Genomic DNA, 12,714 nt, shown 5'->3' on the forward strand with positions numbered 1-12,714 from the left:
GCTTATCCGCCCCAACTACCTTTGCGTGAGCTACTTCCCCACGACGATTTTGCCCTAACACTGCTACCGAAACCGCCGCGTTTCATGGTGCGGTTTACCGTAGGTTTAGGTTTTAGTGTATCTGAGCCCACTTTGTAATTGCGCTTGCGAATATCACCACTAAACACGTTACCATCGGCGGTAACCCAACGAGAACGATAAGAAGAGTAGGGTGAATATGAGGTATAGAGCGGCTGTGAATAATAGCGATTTGGTGATAATAACTGGCTCACCATGAAGCCGGCCATAAAGGGCATAAATACACTGCCCGAATTGGTATTTACCGTACGACATTGGTTGGCGCCAAATTCGTACTCACAATCGTATTCGCTATTGAAGCGAGGGCTGGTGCGCATCGCTTCTTCTGTCGCGGTTTTATAAGCTGCATCACAGCGTTCTACCGCATCAGGGAAATCTCGCTTACAGTCTTCCAATGAAGTATAAATTTGTGCGTCTTGCTTCTCTTCACCGCAAGCACTCAAAAAAACACTGGCAATACCAATAGCTAGAGGTTTTAAGGCGTAACTTTTGCGCATACGAGAAAGGTTGATACCTGAGCTACGTTTACGGCTGGTGGCTACACCTGATTGGCTATCCATCATATCGTCTTGTACGGCCTGTGATTTATTAGAATTTGTCATGGATCCCCCTTAATAGGTCATGCATGCCGCATTTAATAAACCCACAGCAATAGACATACTGGCTAGCATTACGCCTGCGGACACTTCATTTTCGTTAATACGCTGTGCAATTTTAGGCATAAAGGTGAAGCGTAATAATGCAAAGGCTAACGATTGCGCGATAATAGCGACAACAGCCCAAATAATGAAATCGACAATGGCGACTGAGTGAGTCGCTGCGCTAGCAAGTGCAATGGCAAAACCCACAATCGCGCCGCCAAAACCAATGGCAGCTGCGACATTTTTCTCTTCTTTTACCAGTTTCCACTCATCGTGTGGGGTCACTAGCGCATAAACAAGTTTGAAGACGAATAAGAAAACAATTGAGAGGCCGAAGTACACCGCAAAGTTATCTAATCCAGCCAATGAATCCATAATAGTGTCCATAGAACGTCCTTACCTTTATATGTCGATTAACCGTTTATTGTAATGTCAGCGGGCTCTACATCAAACCCAGTGGAGATGACCAAGCAGCGGTCAAAATTGCTTCCAACTACCTTTTCTTCACCCACCACCAACAATGATTCTACTCTATCATTTTCTATCTCTCGTTCGTAGAGCATCATAAATTGATCGGTAGTGCTGATATCTTCATCTTCTTCATAAGTGGTCTCTGATACCGCTACGGGCGGTGATTCTGCGCCTACTGCTTCCCAAACGCGCTTAAACACCTTGCCATCAAGGGTATAAGTCGGTTGGCTTATGAGGGTGTTTACACATGACTTCCATTGTTGTTCACTACCAATGGTTTCAGTGCTATAAAAATGCCAGAGTTTGACGTCAGTAATATGGTTTTCGGTTAGTCCGCCATCAAGCACCACTTGTAAAAAGGCATCATCATCAGTGTAAAAACGCAGCAAAGTGCCGCCAGTATCAAGGGGGGCTTCGCCAACGGCCTGAATAAGTTGCGAGCGTGCTGCGCCTTCAATCGTTAGTGAAGGCTCAAGTAAAGACAGCTTCAGGTTATCAAGCTCGAATGAACCGCCTAGGTACAAGCCCATTACCTCAGGCACTTTGGGTTTTTCGGGTGCTTTTTTCTTAAATAATTTACTAAACACAATACACTCCTGTGCTATTCGGCGTCTAACGATGGCCAGTTAATAGCATTGATACGCCTGTCGGCAATGTAAAATAAGGTATCGCCAGGTGCTAACGTCGACTGCAACGGCGGGTTCACCACCATCTCTTTCACTTGTCCGCCTGGGGCGTAACCAATGAATATGGCATCGTGTCGACGCTTTAAGTTCATAAATAATTTGGCGACTGAAATAGTAGGGCTATCGCTAGGAATTTTTACTGAAAATTGGGCTTGGCCTTCATCCACGCTGAGTAAGTCGTGATGCAGCATGCTAGAGCCTGGGTCGAACGCCGCTTTAGCTAGCATTTCAACGGCCACGCTGGGCGTACATTCCACTTTCGGGCAATGCTCTTGTAGTAAACCGACTAGGCTATCATCGTTAAAATAAGCCACTTGATGGGCTTGTGGATTTCGCTTTGAGCAATACAATGCGGTGGTCATAGTCACATCGTCTTGCGGATTGTCGATAAGAATAGTTTGCGCTGAGGCGATACAGGCTCTATCCATGTCGTCATCTTTGTTAAACGAGTCTACTTTTACAAATTCAATGATGCCGGGCATGGGGTTGGTAATGTCGGCTTTTACACACAAGACAATGTCAGGCCGCTCGGTCATGTCTTCTCGTTCTTGCAGAAGTAAATTAAGTAGCAACATGGTGCGTTGCTCGTTCCAGCCAATAACTAAAATATGTTTACTAACGTGAAGGCTTGTCATGCCCATGACCCCTTTTCTCCATTGTCCAGATACCCAGGCTGCAATTCGGCCAATCACCATGGCAAAAATACTGAGCCCTAGCGGAATAACATAAAACGCAACGATGAGTTTGCCGGCTGATGTGGTGGGCGATAAGTCGCCATAACCTACGGTAGATGCAGTGACGGCTAACCAATAAATAAAGTCTGCTTGTGAAATTAACGCATTTTCATTGGCAGCATATAAAAGCCAATAACTACTGACCCCATAAAAAGCAGTTGCGCCTAAAATGGTGTACCAACGAGACTCGGCGAAATACTGCAACATCATCTTGCGCAGTTTTGTCCATTGCGACATAGCGAGAAACAACCTTAGTTTGTCTTTTCTTAACTGTGCCTTTAAGCGGGGGAGATGTCTATAAAAGACAAAGCGGGAGCCTAAGCTCCCGTTAAATATTACTTTATTTGCCTAAAATACGAGCAAGCTCATCATCGGCTGAGGTTTTGCCCCCTTTAATACCGGCTTCTGAGAGGCGCTTTTCTAAATCGCTGCTCGACTCTTCAGTGGCAAGTTCTTCCGCCGCTTGAAGTTCAGCGTTGCGCATCTTCTGCTTATCTTGAATGCGTGAAAGCGATTCCGTTGCGGTTTTCATTTTACTGTTCGCGCCCATGTGGCGAGATGAAACAGCAACTTGTGCCTTCTGTACACTTTCAGTGGCTTTCACCATATCCACTTGCTGCTCTAAACGGCGCAAGTTCGCTTTTGCTTGCTGGATATTCTGTGCCAATTGCTTCTCTGATTGTTGGAACTGATCAAGATACGCTTGCTCTTGCGCTTGTTCTTCTTTCAATTCAGACACCTTTTGAGCACAATCTAGGGCTAACTGGCGATCGTTATCAATGGCTTTACGTGCATGCGCTTCGTACTCGGTGATGGATGAATTAAAGCTGTCTACTTTTTGTTGAGACAACTTACATTTCGCTAAAATCTGCGTTCTTGCATGATCAGATTTACGTAACTCTTCTTTAGCTTCTCTGATTTCTTGCTCCAGAATACGGATAGCTTGGCTATCTACTACCGACTGTGCCGCTTCATTGGCACCACCCTTTACTGCAGTAACTAATTTTTTCCAGACTGACATTCGCTTCTCCTTCGAAGTAAATATTAACTAAGGTGTGTTTCGTAGGCATCTAAAAATGATGCAACGTTCTGAAACAGTGTTTCTACTTCAATCACAATACTTTCTGACTTCGATTGGGCACTTAAGGCGCCAAAGGCAACGTAGTACTCTTCGTCACCAACGGTCGAAATGCCTACCGTGGTTAATGGGAACAGCATGTGGGTAGATAAAATCTCGTGATCTAAAGCCGCTTTGTCTTTCACTTCTGATGAAGCAAACAATAAGGTTTCTACTAAAATTTGCTCGCCGCTTATCGCTAGCCACGCGTCTATACCGTCTTGATTCGCAATGAGTAAACAGTTTTCCTCACGCGTCACCACAAAGTCATCGTGCCCTTTAAACAAAGATTCGATGCTCTCTAGATCCCAACTCATACAGTTCTCCTTTTCGATTGAAGCGATAATGTCGAGTGCCACTGTAACCACAAATTACGCACTCGCCAATATTCTTGACTTGCAGTGTAGACCCATTATGCCATAATCGTCAACAACGAATACGCTTTAAATGTGTAAAAAAGTGTGTTTTTGTAAATCATACGTCACAAATGGGGTGTTAAATTGAGTGCTAAAAATGCATGGCGACAAACCGTAGCACGACTCGTTAAGTCTGAAATGTCTGTGCGTGGAGTAAAATATCAAGCGCTCAGCCAGCGTTTAGCCGACATTGGTGTGGAACAAAGTGCTGATAACCTGAGGAATAAGGTTAATAAAGGCATAATGGGCGCAGATTTGTTAGTACAAATATTATACGTCCTTAAAGCGCGTGCAGTAGATGCGGCGTTAATCGAAGAAATCTTAACTGATCTTGATGATACAAACGGGTAAAATGCTTTATCGCAAAAAGATATGAAGTGAAAAGTTCGCTCAGGAAGTCGGTAGCAATCGACAGTCGAAAAAAAACCCGACAAGTGTCGGGTCTAAGATAAGGAATGTTAAGGGAGAACATCATCACTATCTGGGATGAATCTTAACCGTTTAAGGTTTTCTCTTCTATCTTTGTTTGATATTTAACCGTATTGGGTTCTATAAGTAGGTATAGTAAATTATACATGGCTACTTTAGGCTAATAAAAATAAGAGGTTGGATGAGTGGGTGAAATTGTATTTTGGTTAAAAGTAACCAAAGTCTATGGAACTTAAATTTACTTAATATTCAACTTTTGTCTTAATTCTTTAGTTCAATTTTGGCGTCTTTAAATAGTAAATATGAAATTATCAGATTATCGCTTCACACTTCCAGAACACCTTATTGCCAAGTATCCAACAGAAGATAGAACGGCAAGCCGTTTACTTCAGTTGAATGGTAAGTCGGGCGCTGTCACTCACTCTATGTTTAACGACATGCTGTCATTAGTAGAAGAGGGTGACCTTCTGGTATTTAATAACACCCGGGTTATTCCTGCGCGCCTGTTAGGCAAGAAAGAAACCGGCGGCCAAGTTGAAGTGCTCATAGAGCGTATTTTAACCGAGCACACCGCGCTTGCGCATGTGCGAGCCAGCAAAGCACCAAAGCCTGGTACCCGTTTATTACTTGAAGACCATGTCAATATTACGGTTGAAGGACGTGATGATGCCTTGTTCTTACTTCGCTTCGACCATGAAGAAACCGCGCTTTCGTTGTTGGAGCAGTATGGTCACATGCCATTGCCACCCTACATTGACCGCCCTGATGAATCGACCGATAAAGAGCGCTATCAAACGGTATACAACGAAACGCCAGGGGCAGTTGCAGCGCCTACCGCGGGCTTACACTTTGACGACGATATGCTAGCGGCGCTTAAAGCAAAAGGCATTAATTTAGCCTTTGTTACCTTGCATGTTGGTGCGGGTACTTTCCAACCAGTAAGGGTGGAGAATATTGAAGAGCATAAAATGCATGCTGAATATGCCGAGGTATCCCAAGACGTGGTAGATGCCGTATTAGCAACGAAAGCAAAAGGTAAGCGGGTGATTGCGGTAGGGACTACATCGGTACGTTCATTAGAATCTGCGGCAAAAGCCAGTGCAGAGCAATCAAAAGAAAAAAATGCAGGTGAAAGCCCCGTAATTGCGCCGTTTTACTCTGATACTGAAATCTTTATTTACCCGGGCTTTACCTTCAAAGTCGTCGATGCCATGTTCACCAATTTTCATTTGCCTGAATCAACACTTATGATGCTAATAAGTGCTTTTGCTGGCAGAGAAAATGTAATGAATGCTTATCAAGTAGCTATCGAAAACGAGTATCGATTCTTTAGCTATGGCGACAGTATGTTTATCGAAAAAGCCTGATTGAAAGTTTTAGTATCGGCGATATTTTAAAGAATAGGGCAGAGGATGACCGTCCTATTTCTTTATCTCAACGATAAACATGCGTATAGGGCATGATCTCAGAAGAATAACTGGTATAATCGCCCACAATTTCGTTTGACCCAGCGCCAGTGCGCGCACCTAATTGGGAACGCTTTACATGCAATTTGAGTTGTTGAAAACCGATGGTAAAGCCAGACGCGGACGTCTGGTTTTTGATCGTGGTGTGGTAGAAACCCCAGCATTTATGCCAGTGGGTACCTACGGCACAGTAAAAGGGATGACCCCTGAAGAATTAAAAGAAAGTGGTGCACATATTTGCCTTGGCAATACGTTCCACTTAATGTTGCGTCCAGGTACTGGCGTTATCCGCCAGCACGGCGATTTGCATGACTTTATGCATTGGGACAAGCCAATCCTTACCGATTCAGGTGGTTTCCAAGTATTTAGTTTAGGTGATTTACGAAAAATTACCGAAGAAGGGGTAACCTTCCGCTCGCCAATTAACGGTGAGAAGATTTTACTTACGCCAGAAAAGTCGATGGAAGTGCAACGTGACCTAGGCTCTGACATCGTGATGATCTTCGATGAATGCACGCCTTACCCTGCTACTGAGCAGGAAGCGCGAGTATCCATGGAAATGTCTCTTCGTTGGGCGAAGCGAAGCAAAGAATCTCATGGCGATAACCCTGCTGCTTTGTTTGGTATCATCCAAGGTGGTATGTACGAAGGTTTGCGTGATGTATCGCTAGCTGGACTTGAAGCTATTGGCTTCGACGGATATGCCATTGGTGGCTTATCAGTTGGTGAGCCTAAAGAAGATATGATCCGCATTATCGATCATACCGCGCCGCAAATTCCAGAAGACAAACCTCGCTATTTAATGGGCGTGGGTAAGCCAGAAGATATCGTAGAAGCGGTGCGCCGTGGTATCGATATGTTCGACTGCGTTATGCCAACCCGTAACGCTAGAAACGGTCACTTATTTGTTACCGATGGCGTAGTAAAAATTCGTAATGCGGTGCACCGCAATGATACGTCGCCTCTTGATGAAAATTGTGACTGTTACACTTGTAAAAACTATTCTCGCTCTTATCTACATCATTTAGATAAGTGTAATGAGATTTTGGGTGCGCGTTTAAACACCATCCATAACCTTCGTTACTACCAACGTGTTATGCAAGGCCTTCGCGATGCTATTGAAGCAGATTCGTTGGACGATTTCGTACACACTTTTTATGAACAAAAAAATATGCCGGTTCCGGCACTATAACAACGAAAATAATTGGGGAATTTTATGAGCCTATTTATCTCAAGCGCACATGCGCAAGCTTCTGGTGGCGCTGCACAAGGCGGTGGCATGGAAATGATCATCATGTTGGCCGTATTCGGTTTAATCTTTTACTTCCTTCTTTATCGCCCTCAAGCGAAGCGTGTAAAAGAGCATAAAAACTTAGTTACCTCACTGGGTAAAGGCGATGAAGTGCTAACACAAGGTGGCATTGTTGGTCGTATTACCAAAGTGTCTGACGACAAAGATTTCATCGAAATCTCGCTTAACGACACTAACAACATTGTTGTACAGAAGTCGTCTGTAACAGCTGTGTTGCCAAAAGGCACTATGAAGTCGCTGTAATTGACAAACGCCGGGGCCGGGACCTTCCCGGTACTGGCACGAAAGGAACTATCCAGTGCTAAATAAAAATTCAATCTGGAAAGTGCTAAGTACGCTTATTGTCATTGGACTATGCGCACTTTATGCACTTCCCAATATCTACGGTGAAGATCACGCAGTGCAGATTTCTGCAGGCCGTGACGCTGTTGTAACCGAGTCAATGGTAGGCCAAGTTGAGTCTACGTTGGCGGCAAAAGGTATTACCCCTAAGCGCATCGAATTCGAAGATGAGCAAATTCTCGTTCGCATCTCAGATTCAGACACTCAATTAGTTGCCCGTGAAGCATTGGAAGATGCACTAGGTGACGAGTACTTTGTGGCAATGAACCTTGCTCCTGATACGCCAGAATGGCTTGAAGGTTTAGGCGGTACGCCAATGAAGCTTGGTTTGGATTTACGTGGTGGCGTTCATTTCTTGATGGAAGTGGACATGACCGAAGTCATCACTAAGTCATTGGAAGATGCTGAAAGCGGATTCCGTACTTCATTGCGTGAAGAAGGCATTCGTTATCGGGGTGTTACGCAAAAGGAAGACTACGTAGAAATCACTTTCCGTGATGAAGAAACACTTGATAAAGCAGAGTTTTTCTTACGTAACCAAAATCGTGACCTTACGCTAAGCCAAACTGATGACTTAGTGCTTCGTGCAGTATTTTCTGAAGCTAAACTTCAAGAGATTCGCGAGAATGCGGTGAAGCAAAACATTACGATTATTCGTAACCGTGTTAACCAATTAGGTGTTGCTGAACCCTTGGTTCAAAAGCAAGGTGCCGACCGTATTGTTGTGCAACTTCCAGGTATTCAAGATACGGCCCGTGCGAAAGAAATTCTAAATGCCACAGCAACCTTAGAATTTAGAATGGTTGATCAGAAAAATGACGTGCGTGACGCTATCAGCGGTCGTGTACCTGCGGGCTCTCAGGTTATTGAAGACCAGCAAGGTATTCCTCAGTTACTTGAAAAACGCATCATGCTTACGGGTAGTCATATTATCGATGCCAACAGTGGCGTGGATGAGTACGGTTTACCTAACGTTAATATTTCTCTTGATTCTGAGGGCGGCAATAAAATGTCTCGCTCGACCCGCGGCAACATTGGCAAACCAATGGCTACGGTGTTTATTGAATACAAGTCAAATGGCGAGCGTAACAAAGACGACAAGCTTATCTTTGAAAAGCATGAGCAAGTTATCTCTGTTGCCACCATTCGTGCTCAGCTGGGCAGTAAATTTCAAATTACCGGCCTTGATTCTCCGAAAGAAGCCCGCGATTTAGCCTTGCTACTTCGCGCTGGTGCATTGATTGCACCTATTCAAATTGTTGAAGAGCGCACGGTAGGGCCAAGCTTAGGTAAAGAGAATATTGAACTTGGTACGCAAGCTATTGTGTATGGTTTGTTAGCGGTTCTAGTATTTATGCTTATTTACTACAAAGCTTTTGGTATTGTGGCAAACATTGCACTTATCACGAACTTAGTGATGATTGTGGGCATTATGTCTATGATCCCTGGTGCTACGCTAACCTTACCCGGTATGGCAGGTATTGTACTTACCGTTGGTATGGCGGTAGATGCTAACGTGCTTATTTTCGAACGAATTCGAGAAGAGTTGCGTGATGGAAGAAGCCCTCAACAGGCTATTCATCATGGCTATGACAGCGCGTTCTCTACCATTTTAGATGCTAACATCACCACGTTTATTGCGGGTCTTATTCTGTTCGCTGTAGGAACAGGTCCAATTAAAGGCTTCTCTATTACGCTTATGATTGGTATTGCTACCTCTATGTTTACTGCTATTTTACTGACACGCGTTATCGTTAACGCAGTGTGGGGCGGTCGACGTAATGTACAGAAATTAGCGATATAGGAGCAGGACATGCAATTATTAAAGTTATCTGAAACCATTAATTTCATGCGTCTGCGTGTGCCAGCGATGGTGCTATCTACCATTCTTATTTTAGGCTCGTTCGTCTCTTTGGGCGTGAACAGTCTTAATTGGGGATTAGATTTCACTGGCGGAACGCTAATTGAAGTGGGTTACGAAGATTCGGCAAACCTAGAATCGATTCGTACCTTACTTAATAACGCGGAATTCGAAGACGCTATTGTACAAAACTTTGGCAGCAGCCAAGAGGTGCTTATTCGTATTGCACCTCGTGACGGTGTTAAAGCGGCCACCATTGGTGAGCAAGTATTAGCCGCGTTACGTGCCGATGGCACTGCGGTTGATATGCGTCGTATTGAGTTCGTAGGGCCAAACGTTGGCGAAGAACTTACCGAGCAGGGCGGCTTAGCCATGTTGGTGGCGCTAATTTGTATATTAGTTTATGTTGCCATGCGTTTTGAATGGCGATTTGCGCTAGGTTCGGTATCGGCCCTTGCTCATGATGTTATTCTGACCTTGGGGTTATTTTCGATACTTCAAATTGAATTTGATTTAACGGTACTTGCAGCGGTATTAGCGGTAATCGGTTACTCGCTTAACGATACCATTGTTGTATCCGATCGTATTCGTGAAAACTTCCGTAAAATTCGCAAAGGCGAGCCTATTGATATTATCAATATCTCTCTTACGCAAACCTTGAACCGTACCATTATTACGTCTTTGACTACGGTACTGGTATTGGTTGCACTGTTTTACAAAGGCGGCGCGCTAATTCACGGATTTGCTACTGCATTGTTATTTGGTGTGGTTGTGGGTACCTACTCTTCTGTTTATATTGCCAGCTCGGTTGCACTAGCACTGGGTATCAGCAAAGAAGACTTGATGCCACCTCAGGTGGAAAAAGAAGGTGCCGATTTAGATCCTATGCCGTAATCATAAACGCTAGGTATTGCCATACACGAAAAAGCTAGTCACCTAAAGTGACTAGCTTTTTTTTTGCCTTCGGCCTGTTTTCCCCAGATACAAGTTAGTGTTCACTCTTTATCTTCACCTAGAAAATTATCATTAAGTATTACATCCAATTATTTAACGGTAGGCTATAATTTAGTCGTTTCTAACGGGTTATAAATAGAACTCCATAACCAATAAATAACACGGTTTGGCGTAGTACGTACTCTTTTCTATTTCTATGACTGCTAGTCAGAACACAATGCTTATAGTCTCTTCTTGGTGATTAATGGATGAAAGTTTTAACCGGACTTTTGGTAGCGTTGCTTGCCCCATTTGGGGCAGCCTCGCAGTCGATAGATAGTAAACATCTAGCGTTAGACGCACTGATGGATTTAGATGTGCAACTTTCCACCGTTACTCGTCGGTTACGTGTTGCAGAGGAAAATGCTGCATCCATTTATGTTCTTCCTGGCGATGAAATAAAGCGTTCAGGTGTCACCTCTATTCCCCAAGCCCTATCGCTTGTGCCTGGTCTACAGGTGCGAAAAATTGATAACAACAACTGGGCTGTAACATTACGTGCGGTAGCAGGGCGTTTTTCTAGCCGAATGTTAGTGCTTGTCAATGGGCAAAGTATTTATGATGCAGTAGATGGTGGAGTCAACTGGGAAAGCCTCAATACTCCGTTGTATGACATTGAAAGAATTGAAGTAGTTAGAAGTAATGGTGGATTGTCATGGGGAAATAATGCCACTAATGGTGTGGTAAATATTATTACTAAACATAGCGAAGATACCCGTGGTTTACTGAGTACGTTAGAGGTGGGTAGTGAACTGACAAACGCCGCTATTCGCTTTGGTAAAGACCTCAACTCTTTGGGTTCGTTTAGGGTTCATGCTTTTAGTAAAAACCTTCGAGAATCAAACAATGCCCATTTTTCTATTACCCCCAATGATAGTAACCACACTCAAGGTATTGGTACGCGTTTTGATCTCAACTTGAGTGACAGCGTATTCGTATTAGTGCAAGGTGAGTACCAAAACATCGACATTAGTAATGTCGTGTTGGCTCCCGATTTACTAACAAACGCCACCCAATTTAATGAAGATTCAGAGACAAGAGAGTTATTTAATTTTGCGGTTCGTCTTGATCACATTATCGATAACAATACCAGCCAAGTTTTCCAGTTAACCTATAACAACGAAGAGTACGATTCATTTTATTTCGAAGATGAACAAGAAGATGTCAGTATTGATTATTTGATAAGCTCACAAATCAATGCATTTCAGTTCGACTTTGGATTAAATTATCGTAATATCGGCTTAACGCTGACAAATAATGACTACCTTACCTCGTTAAATAATCTTGATATCCTGCAGTATTACAGTGCTTTTTTACAGGCCCAATATGAACACATTCCCAGCCAAGTTAGCGTTAGCTTAGGAAGTAAAGTTGAGCGTAATAGTGCCATAGGTTGGCAGCATCAACCCTCAGCCAAAGTGATGTGGAAGGTGAATGAGGAGTCTACGCTTTGGGGGTCAATATCAAAAGGGAGCCGCTTTCCATCGTTTACTGAAATGGATTTATCTTTCCGCGCTGCAGGTATCCCTTTCGGCAATTTTATATTGGCGCAAATCATTCAAGGCAATAAAGATATACAAGCTGAGCAGTCAGTTTCAAAAGAGGTTGGCTATCGCTACAACGCCAGTCGATGGGATATCGATTTATCGTTGTTTAAAACCGAAGCTGACAACGTACTCACCACTGACGTTGCGATAAATCCGCCTTCCTTATTCATTCAAACATTTGTCTCTGACGGACGATTGGATACTTACGGTGCAGAGGCCTTTGTAGATTGGCAAGTTGCCTCTTGGGTTAATACTGAACTTACCTATAGTTTTGCCAAAATCGATTATGATCTCTCAGAAAATTTGCAATCACCAACGGGCGAAAATTCAAAGGTTGAACAGTGGTTGTTCAAAACATCTTTGCAGCTTAGTGATGCTCATTCACTCTTTACTACTGCACGCTGGGAGAGGGGGGATGCTTACAGTACTGACGACTACTATGCGTTAGACGTATCCTGGCAATGGCAAATATCGGAGAACTTACAGTTTAGTGCCACCGGAAATAATTTGTTTATTAGCGATAGAGTTGAGTATGCAAATACGCGGCAACTTTTTGTAGTTCCTTCGTTTATTGAACCCTCTTACGTTATCAACCTTAGCTACTTTTTTGAGTAAATATCT

General features: G+C 43.6%; 13 protein-coding genes. 7 read left to right on the top strand and 6 right to left on the bottom strand.

From position 1 onward, the window contains the following. Positions 1 to 2: 2 nt before the first annotated feature. The 6 genes from J8L84_RS09780 to J8L84_RS09805 all read right to left on the bottom strand — a co-directional run bounded on the left by J8L84_RS09780 (position 3) and on the right by J8L84_RS09805 (position 4,044). A complete protein-coding gene (locus J8L84_RS09780; protein WP_211070536.1) occupies positions 3 to 680 on the bottom strand; it encodes a DUF1190 family protein in 678 nt (225 codons plus the stop codon). Positions 681 to 689: 9 nt separating this feature from the next. Continuing rightward, a complete protein-coding gene (locus J8L84_RS09785; protein WP_057790539.1) occupies positions 690 to 1,106 on the bottom strand; it encodes a DUF350 domain-containing protein in 417 nt (138 codons plus the stop codon). A 26-nt stretch (positions 1,107 to 1,132) separates the two neighbouring features. Continuing rightward, positions 1,133 to 1,777: a YjfK family protein gene (locus J8L84_RS09790; RefSeq protein WP_211070537.1), complete on the bottom strand. Its 645-nt coding sequence runs from the start codon at positions 1,775 to 1,777 to the stop codon at positions 1,133 to 1,135. 14 nt (positions 1,778 to 1,791) lie between these two features. After that, positions 1,792 to 2,847, bottom strand: coding sequence for a potassium channel family protein (locus J8L84_RS09795; RefSeq protein ID WP_211070538.1), 1,056 nt, complete (start codon positions 2,845 to 2,847; stop codon positions 1,792 to 1,794). A gap of 103 nt (positions 2,848 to 2,950) precedes the next feature. Then, the gene (locus J8L84_RS09800) at positions 2,951 to 3,631 is read right to left on the bottom strand and encodes a PspA/IM30 family protein (protein ID WP_211070539.1); all 681 of its coding nucleotides are present in this window, start codon (positions 3,629 to 3,631) and stop codon (positions 2,951 to 2,953) included. A gap of 23 nt (positions 3,632 to 3,654) precedes the next feature. Beyond that, positions 3,655 to 4,044, bottom strand: a complete 390-nt coding sequence (locus J8L84_RS09805; RefSeq protein ID WP_062087694.1) for a DUF2170 family protein — start codon at positions 4,042 to 4,044, stop codon at positions 3,655 to 3,657. A gap of 237 nt (positions 4,045 to 4,281) precedes the next feature. Here J8L84_RS09805 and J8L84_RS09810 point away from each other — a divergent pair, with 237 nt between their 5' ends. The 7 genes from J8L84_RS09810 (at position 4,282) to J8L84_RS09840 (ending at position 12,708) form a co-directional block, all read left to right on the top strand. After that, entirely contained in the window at positions 4,282 to 4,494 is a 213-nt protein-coding gene (locus tag J8L84_RS09810; RefSeq protein WP_247670699.1) for a DUF6471 domain-containing protein, read from the top strand. 380 nt (positions 4,495 to 4,874) lie between these two features. Further along, a complete protein-coding gene (gene queA / locus J8L84_RS09815) occupies positions 4,875 to 5,939 on the top strand; it encodes a tRNA preQ1(34) S-adenosylmethionine ribosyltransferase-isomerase QueA (protein ID WP_211070541.1) in 1,065 nt (354 codons plus the stop codon). Positions 5,940 to 6,117: 178 nt separating this feature from the next. Further along, on the top strand, positions 6,118 to 7,230 hold the full coding sequence (gene tgt / locus J8L84_RS09820; protein WP_211070542.1) for a tRNA guanosine(34) transglycosylase Tgt: 1,113 nt from the start codon (positions 6,118 to 6,120) through the stop codon (positions 7,228 to 7,230). Between the two features lie 24 nt (positions 7,231 to 7,254). Next, positions 7,255 to 7,593 (top strand): preprotein translocase subunit YajC, encoded by a 339-nt coding sequence (yajC, locus tag J8L84_RS09825; protein WP_013783253.1) that lies wholly within the window; start codon positions 7,255 to 7,257, stop codon positions 7,591 to 7,593. A 55-nt stretch (positions 7,594 to 7,648) separates the two neighbouring features. Continuing rightward, entirely contained in the window at positions 7,649 to 9,496 is a 1,848-nt protein-coding gene (gene secD, locus J8L84_RS09830; protein WP_211070543.1) for a protein translocase subunit SecD, read from the top strand. A 9-nt stretch (positions 9,497 to 9,505) separates the two neighbouring features. Next, complete coding sequence (secF, locus tag J8L84_RS09835; protein WP_057790557.1) at positions 9,506 to 10,447, top strand: protein translocase subunit SecF; 942 nt, start codon at positions 9,506 to 9,508, stop codon at positions 10,445 to 10,447. Between the two features lie 308 nt (positions 10,448 to 10,755). Then, on the top strand, positions 10,756 to 12,708 hold the full coding sequence (locus tag J8L84_RS09840; RefSeq protein ID WP_211070544.1) for a TonB-dependent receptor: 1,953 nt from the start codon (positions 10,756 to 10,758) through the stop codon (positions 12,706 to 12,708). Positions 12,709 to 12,714: the final 6 nt, after the last annotated feature.

This window comes from Alteromonas sp. MMG017 (assembly GCF_018100795.1).
Lineage (GTDB): Bacteria > Pseudomonadota > Gammaproteobacteria > Enterobacterales > Alteromonadaceae > Alteromonas.

What these genes read in the sequence shown, in the direction of transcription:
- J8L84_RS09795 (WP_211070538.1), bottom strand. Translation starts at nt 2,847, where the DNA reads ATGTCGCAATGGACAAAACTGCGCAAGATGATGTTGCAGTATTTCGCC.
- J8L84_RS09780 (WP_211070536.1), bottom strand. Translation starts at nt 680, where the DNA reads ATGACAAATTCTAATAAATCACAGGCCGTACAAGACGATATGATGGAT.
- J8L84_RS09810 (WP_247670699.1), top strand. Translation starts at nt 4,282, where the DNA reads ATGTCTGTGCGTGGAGTAAAATATCAAGCGCTCAGCCAGCGTTTAGCC.
- queA (WP_211070541.1), top strand. Translation starts at nt 4,875, where the DNA reads ATGAAATTATCAGATTATCGCTTCACACTTCCAGAACACCTTATTGCC.
- J8L84_RS09800 (WP_211070539.1), bottom strand. Translation starts at nt 3,631, where the DNA reads ATGTCAGTCTGGAAAAAATTAGTTACTGCAGTAAAGGGTGGTGCCAAT.
- J8L84_RS09805 (WP_062087694.1), bottom strand. Translation starts at nt 4,044, where the DNA reads ATGAGTTGGGATCTAGAGAGCATCGAATCTTTGTTTAAAGGGCACGAT.
- yajC (WP_013783253.1), top strand. Translation starts at nt 7,255, where the DNA reads ATGAGCCTATTTATCTCAAGCGCACATGCGCAAGCTTCTGGTGGCGCT.
- tgt (WP_211070542.1), top strand. Translation starts at nt 6,118, where the DNA reads ATGCAATTTGAGTTGTTGAAAACCGATGGTAAAGCCAGACGCGGACGT.
- secF (WP_057790557.1), top strand. Translation starts at nt 9,506, where the DNA reads ATGCAATTATTAAAGTTATCTGAAACCATTAATTTCATGCGTCTGCGT.
- J8L84_RS09785 (WP_057790539.1), bottom strand. Translation starts at nt 1,106, where the DNA reads ATGGACACTATTATGGATTCATTGGCTGGATTAGATAACTTTGCGGTG.
- J8L84_RS09840 (WP_211070544.1), top strand. Translation starts at nt 10,756, where the DNA reads ATGAAAGTTTTAACCGGACTTTTGGTAGCGTTGCTTGCCCCATTTGGG.